General features: G+C 64.8%; 1 protein-coding gene. It reads left to right on the top strand.

Features of this window, described 5'->3' with window-relative positions:
• The coding region (locus FBT96_RS19795; protein ID WP_169583637.1) for an AMP-binding enzyme at nt 1-545 on the top strand (545 nt) is incomplete at both ends.

Consider the following 545-nt stretch of genomic DNA (forward strand, 5'->3'; position numbering starts at 1 on the left):
AAATGTCCGATCGTCGACACCTTCTGGCAGACCGAGACCGGCGGGCACATGATCACGCCCTTGCCGGGGGCGACACCGACGAAACCCGGCTCGGCGACGAACCCGTTCTTTGGCGTCAAGCCGGTGGTGCTGGACCCGCAGACCGCGGTGCGGATCGGCGAGGTCGAATGCGAGGGGGTGCTCTGTATCTCGGACAGCTGGCCCGGGCAGATGCGCACGGTCTGGGGCGATCACGACCGCTTCCAGGAGACCTATTTCGGCCAGTATCGCGGCTATTACTTCACCGGCGACGGCTGTCGGCGCGACAAGGACGGCTATTACTGGATCACCGGCCGGGTCGATGACGTGATCAACGTCTCGGGGCACCGGATGGGCACGGCGGAAGTCGAAAGCGCGCTGGTCGCGCATCCGCAGGTGGCCGAGGCGGCGGTGGTGGGCTATCCGCATGACATCAAGGGTCAGGGGATTTACGCCTATGTGACCTTGATGAACGGGATCGCGCCGTCCGAGGAGCTGCGCAAGGATCTGGTGAAATGGGTCCGCAC

Origin of the sequence: Rhodobacter capsulatus (genome assembly GCF_005144475.1) — a bacterium.
GTDB classification, from domain to species: Bacteria; Pseudomonadota; Alphaproteobacteria; order Rhodobacterales; family Rhodobacteraceae; genus Rhodobacter; species Rhodobacter capsulatus_C.